Below are 5100 nucleotides of genomic sequence, written 5' to 3' on the forward strand. Positions count from 1 at the left end.
GTCCCATCACCCTGATAATCCATAACTCCATCCTCGCTTCCAAGCTCCGGAGTCTCCAACTCTCCCAGGGCGATTCACAGCTGACGCAGTAGAGGATGTGGTTGGGCGTTTGGTCGCGGTGGGCGGCTTATTTAGGTCCAGCGACGAGGTGGCTCAGGTGGAGTTCCGTCGCTTCGTGGCCGATATTGGGTTGGCACCTGGGTTGGGGGGTATCGGATATATGCCGATCGTGCGGGTCGAGGACCTTGACGGGTTTGTAGCCGAGATGCGGGAAACGATCCCCGCCTATTCGGTGTTCGAACTCGACGCAGAGGGTGGGCGGATTCCGGTCGGGGAACGTCCCGAATATGTACCGGTGCAGTGGTTTGAGCCGTCCGAGGCGTTCGACCAGCCGCACGGGTTCGATTCGATGTCGCAACTCGACCGTCTCACTGCCCTGGAGCGTGCCCGGACCACCCATGAGGTGGCGGCGACCCCGTTCGTGCGGTTGGTTTCGGAGACCGAATCGGATGGGTTCTTGATGTACTGGCCGGTCATCGATCCCGACACCGACGCGGTGGTGGGGTTCACGGTAGCGCCGATGGATCTGAGCGAACTGCTCCGCGGTCACCACTCGGCGACCCTCTCCAGCCTGGTCGATTGGGAAGTCAGCGACATCACCACCGGCTCGTCTCGGGGAGAAGCCGAAGGGGTTTGGGTGGGGAGTCTGGAGGTGGGGGGCCGCCGGTGGGAGATCACCGTCACCCCGAAACCCTCTTCGGGCATGATCCCTGACCCGACCGGGGCGCTGCTGGTCCTGTTTGTTGGCCTGGCGGCGTCTGGTCTGGCCACCGGCGGGATCTTCTTGTACCGGCAGCGGTCACATGCCCGACAGGAACTGGAGGTCCTCCAGGAGCTCACCCGGGCCAGGGATCAGTTCTTGGCGTCGGTCAGCCACGAGCTCCGCACCCCTTTGACCGGGGTGCTCGGTTTTGCCGAACTGTTGCGGGAGGGCCACGGCGTGTTGAGCGACGAGGAGCGTCTATCGATGATCTCCAGTGTCGCTGAGGAAGCTACCGACCTTTCCCATATCATCGATGACCTGTTGGTGTCGGCTCGTTCCGAGCTCGACCTGCTGGTGGTGACCCGGGTGCCTGTGGCGGCCCGAGCCCAGGTTGCCCAAGTGCTCGAAGCGGCCGGGTCCGATACCGGCGCCCGGGTCGAGGTGATCGCCGGCCTGGAAGGAGCCGACAGGGCGTCTGGGGATCCCGGTCGGGTCAGACAGATTCTCCGTAACTTGATCAGCAACGCCTGCCGTTATGGGGGCGACCGGATCCAGGTCCGGTTGGGTGCCACCGACCAGCGGGTCCACATCCAGGTAGCTGACAACGGGCCTGGGATCCCAGCCGAGGAATGGGAACGGATCTTCGAGCCCTATTATCGAGCTCATCCAGGGGAGAGCCAACCCGCCGCGCTCGGTATTGGGCTCAGTGTGGCCCGCCACCTCGCCCGGTTGATGGAGGGGGACCTTACTTACCGGCGACAAGACCACTGGAGTGTCTTCGACCTCGAGCTACCGGCCGCAAGGACCCCCGAAGCCGAACGCATCCCACCCCAGACCGCCAAGGTCAACAGCCGCTAGTTCGACTGGCCGGGACCGATCCACCGGGAACGCTGGGCACCACCCGCCGGGCCGCCCCCGAATCTGGCTGTCAGAGGGGAGCCGGATGTCCACCCCCGGAACCCGTACCAGGAGACCCCAGTCAGGGTTCGGCGGCTACCTGACTCCATCCTCCCAAGGATCGGAGCCTCCGGAAAACCCGGATCGATTCAATGGTGGCCTCTTCGGATATCTCGATCACGACCCGCCGCAAAGGTAGCCGGTGGAACCAGTCAACATGTGCCAGCGAGCTTGCTGTTTCGGGGGAGACGTTGACACTCAAGAACGCCTCGGCGGGGATCTGGGGGAGGTGCATTACCGCGGTGTGGATGGCAGCTAGTTCCAGGTCGGCGCCCAGACCCGTCCGGGCCGCTTCCCGGAACCAGACGTCGGGTGCGACCGGGAGATCGAAACGGGCCAACGCTTCAAACCCGACCACCCGTTTAGTTCCCACCAGCCAGGCACCCAGATCGAAGATCGGCTGGAACTGGACGGCCAAACCCTCCCCGCCCAACACGTCGCGGATCCCAGCTTCGATATCGAAAATAGGTTCACTACCGGGAAGGTCGGCGACACAAACAACTAGTCAAAGAACGAGACGGACGCCGAAACCGCTACCACATCCAAGAACATCTTCCACTGATGGCGGTACATATGTACGGCCCCGGCGATGAGGCAACCCCCGTCCGGCGGTGTGGTTGAGCCACCTGTCAGAGGCGGGAGTCGATGATGGCGTTCCGGTGTTCTTCGCGCCGCGGTCCGGGGGTTCGAGTCTGGGTAGTCTGGGGCGATGAGGAACCGGGTTCGCGACCTTTTCGACCGTGTACGGCAGAGTCTCTTCTTTATACCCGCGCTGATCGTCGGCGGCTGTGCTGTTCTGGCCCGCACGCTGTTGTGGGTGGACGGCAGTGGATCGCTGGATGGACTTCTGGTTCTGTCGACCACCGTCGCCAGCGCTCGGGTGATCCTGTCGACCATCGCCGGTGCCACCATCACCGTTGCCGCTATCGTTTTCTCGATAACTGCTCTCACGGTGCAGCTGGCGGCCAGCCAGTACTCGCCTAGGATCCTCGGGGTTCTGTTCCGGGATTCGTTTCAGCAGATAGTCATCGGGATTACCACGGGCACGTTTGTCTATTCGCTGCTTGTCCTGGCCGCGGTACGCCTTCCGTCGGACGGAGCCGAGGAATCCAGCCCGAGCGTCTCCACAACCGCGGGCATTATCCTGGCGGTTCTCGCCATGCTCCTCATCGTCGGCTTTCTCAACCACGTGCTTCAACGGATCGAGGTCGGCACGCTGATCCGAGGAATCGCGGATGCTACTACCCACGAGGTCCGACGGGAACTTCCCGAGCGTCTCGAGGCGAGTCCCGAAACTGCGCTCGCGGCGGACCAACTGTCGGGAGAGCCGTCCCTGCGGGTCAGGGGAACGACGAAGGGTTGGGTCACCTCCATAGACAACAGACAGCTGCTCGATGCCGTTGACGACGGGGGTGTGCTGCGAGTCGACGTGGAGGTCGGAGATTACGTGCACTCGGGCACCATGCTGGCCACCGTGTGGACACTTGACCCTCCATCGGGTCTCGAGAGCGCCATCAGGGAGGCGATAGGCACCGGGACGAATCGGAAGATCGAAGGCGACCCCCGGTTCGGACTGAGGCTGTTGAGCGATATCGCCCTGCGGGCACTCTCGCCGGGTATCAACGACCCGGCGACCGCAGTGGACGTCGTCACTCATCTTGGAGAGCCCCTCGGCGAGGTCCTCACCCGCGATCTGCCGCACCGGGTGGTCGGCGACCGCGGGAGCAACCGCCGTCTGTTCCGCCCGGACCGTCCCGATCGGGACGACTACATCCGCTCGGCCCTGCAGGGAATCCGCTTGAACGCCGGGGCTCAACCGGAGGTGATTCGGGCGATCATCGATCTCGCTCACGACCTCGTGTCCCTGCTCCCCGAGGCTCAGGCTGGAAGGGGAGACTCTCTTCGCCGGGAGGTGCATCTCCTCCTCCAGCAGGCCGAGCGTGAACTCCCCGACGACGACGTGAAGCTGCTCAGGAGACGCGCCGAGAAGCATGGTTTGGTGCCGGAACCCGGAGACTGACCCTTGACCCCTACCCCGATCCCCGGCCACTCGGATGATGCGCTACGGAGCACACGATTCAGTGGCCAAGCGATCACCGGCCGAACCGGCCACCGAGACGACTAAGACGCCACTCCACGAATAGCGCATCCCCGGCACGTCGTGCGTGCTGGTGGCAAACCCGCGTCGGACACTGACTGGGGCGGCGGACGGCCCACCCGCCGTCGATCTGGCCGGTTGTGAGCGGGATTTGATTGGGGTCGAAGCTTCACGGCGTAGGGTTCTGGTTGTCACAAGGAATGGTTGGGATTTTCGTGGATGGTTGGGGTTCTCGCCGGATTGCTGTCGAGTTCGAGTCTGAAGGTACTGTCCTTCGGGGGTTTCTGTATGAGGCTGTGAAGGGCGACCCGCCGTTTCCGGTGGTGGTGATGACGCACGGAACCTCCGCCACGATACCGATGACAACCGACCGGTATGCCGAGGTATTTGCTGAGGCTGGGGTGTCGGCTCTGATCTATGACCATCGGAATCTGGGGATCAGCGGAGGTGAGCCACGCCAGGAGATCAACCCTTGGGTGCAGTGCCGTGGTTATCGAGACGCCATCACGTTCGCCTCGACCATCGAAGACCATGATCCGAACCGGATCGGAGTCTGGGGTGACTCGTACTCGGCTGGCGAGGTGTTCTTGGTGGCTGCCTGCGACTCTCGGGTCAGGGTGGTGGTAGCTCAATGCCCCACCTTCGGCGCCCACGCTTCTCACGTAAACCCAACACTTGAAGCGTTCGAAGCGATCCGTGAGACCTTCGAATCGGGTGACGTTTCCGGTCGCCCGGAGGACACCACTGGTCCGATTCCGGTTGTGTCGCCCGACCAGTTGGGCACTCCTTCGCTGCTGCAACCGATCCAGGCGTTCCGTTGGTTCGTCGACTACGGCGGCAGGCATGGAAGCGGGTGGCAGAACCAGGCCACCAGGGTCATCCCATCGGACACCGCCCCTTACAGCCCATCCCTGTGCGCTCCCTTTGTGACGGTCCCGTCTTTGATGATGGTCGCACCGGCCGACGAAATGGTTGGCGCCAACCCGGAGGTCAGCCGAGAAGCTTTCGATCTCCTGTCGGGTGAGAAGGACTGGTACGACATCGACGGTGGACATTTCGGTCTCCTCTACCACCCCAGCGACCTGTTCGACGAAGCAAGCACAGTCCAAGCCGCCTACCTCACCAGACACCTTCTCCACTGATCCCAAACCGCCCATATCGTCAGATCAGGCGGCATAACAGCCGGTCTATCAAGTGCTCTGTATCGGCACTTCCGCGAGCGGTGCTCGATCTACCGACGCCACCTAGCGCGGTCGCGTATCAAGTGTGCCATCAGGTCCTG

4 protein-coding genes are annotated in these 5100 nt (G+C 63.1%); 3 read left to right on the top strand and 1 reads right to left on the bottom strand.

Going from position 1 to position 5100, the window contains the following annotated elements; all coding sequences use genetic code 11:
- Positions 1–157 precede the first annotated feature (157 nt).
- Positions 158–1621, top strand: a complete 1464-nt coding sequence (locus tag P1T08_18135) for a CHASE domain-containing protein (protein MDF1597997.1) — start codon at positions 158–160, stop codon at positions 1619–1621.
- 121 nt (positions 1622–1742) lie between these two features.
- Here P1T08_18135 and P1T08_18140 read toward each other — a convergent pair whose 3' ends face one another.
- Complete coding sequence (locus tag P1T08_18140) at positions 1743–2156, bottom strand: EAL domain-containing protein (GenBank protein ID MDF1597998.1); 414 nt, start codon at positions 2154–2156, stop codon at positions 1743–1745.
- A 273-nt stretch (positions 2157–2429) separates the two neighbouring features.
- Here P1T08_18140 and P1T08_18145 point away from each other — a divergent pair, with 273 nt between their 5' ends.
- Both P1T08_18145 and P1T08_18150 read left to right on the top strand, forming a co-directional pair.
- Entirely contained in the window at positions 2430–3740 is a 1311-nt protein-coding gene (locus P1T08_18145) for a DUF2254 domain-containing protein (GenBank protein MDF1597999.1), read from the top strand.
- Between the two features lie 407 nt (positions 3741–4147).
- Complete coding sequence (locus tag P1T08_18150; protein ID MDF1598000.1) at positions 4148–4960, top strand: hypothetical protein; 813 nt, start codon at positions 4148–4150, stop codon at positions 4958–4960.
- Positions 4961–5100: the final 140 nt, after the last annotated feature.

The organism is Acidimicrobiia bacterium, from assembly GCA_029210695.1.
GTDB lineage: Bacteria > Actinomycetota > Acidimicrobiia > Spongiisociales > JAHEDJ01 > JAHEDJ01.

Bases quoted from the DNA above. Each gene is read 5' to 3' on its own strand.
- P1T08_18145 (MDF1597999.1), top strand. From the start codon at position 2,430: ATGAGGAACCGGGTTCGCGACCTTTTCGACCGTGTACGGCAGAGTCTC.
- P1T08_18150 (MDF1598000.1), top strand. From the start codon at position 4,148: ATGACGCACGGAACCTCCGCCACGATACCGATGACAACCGACCGGTAT.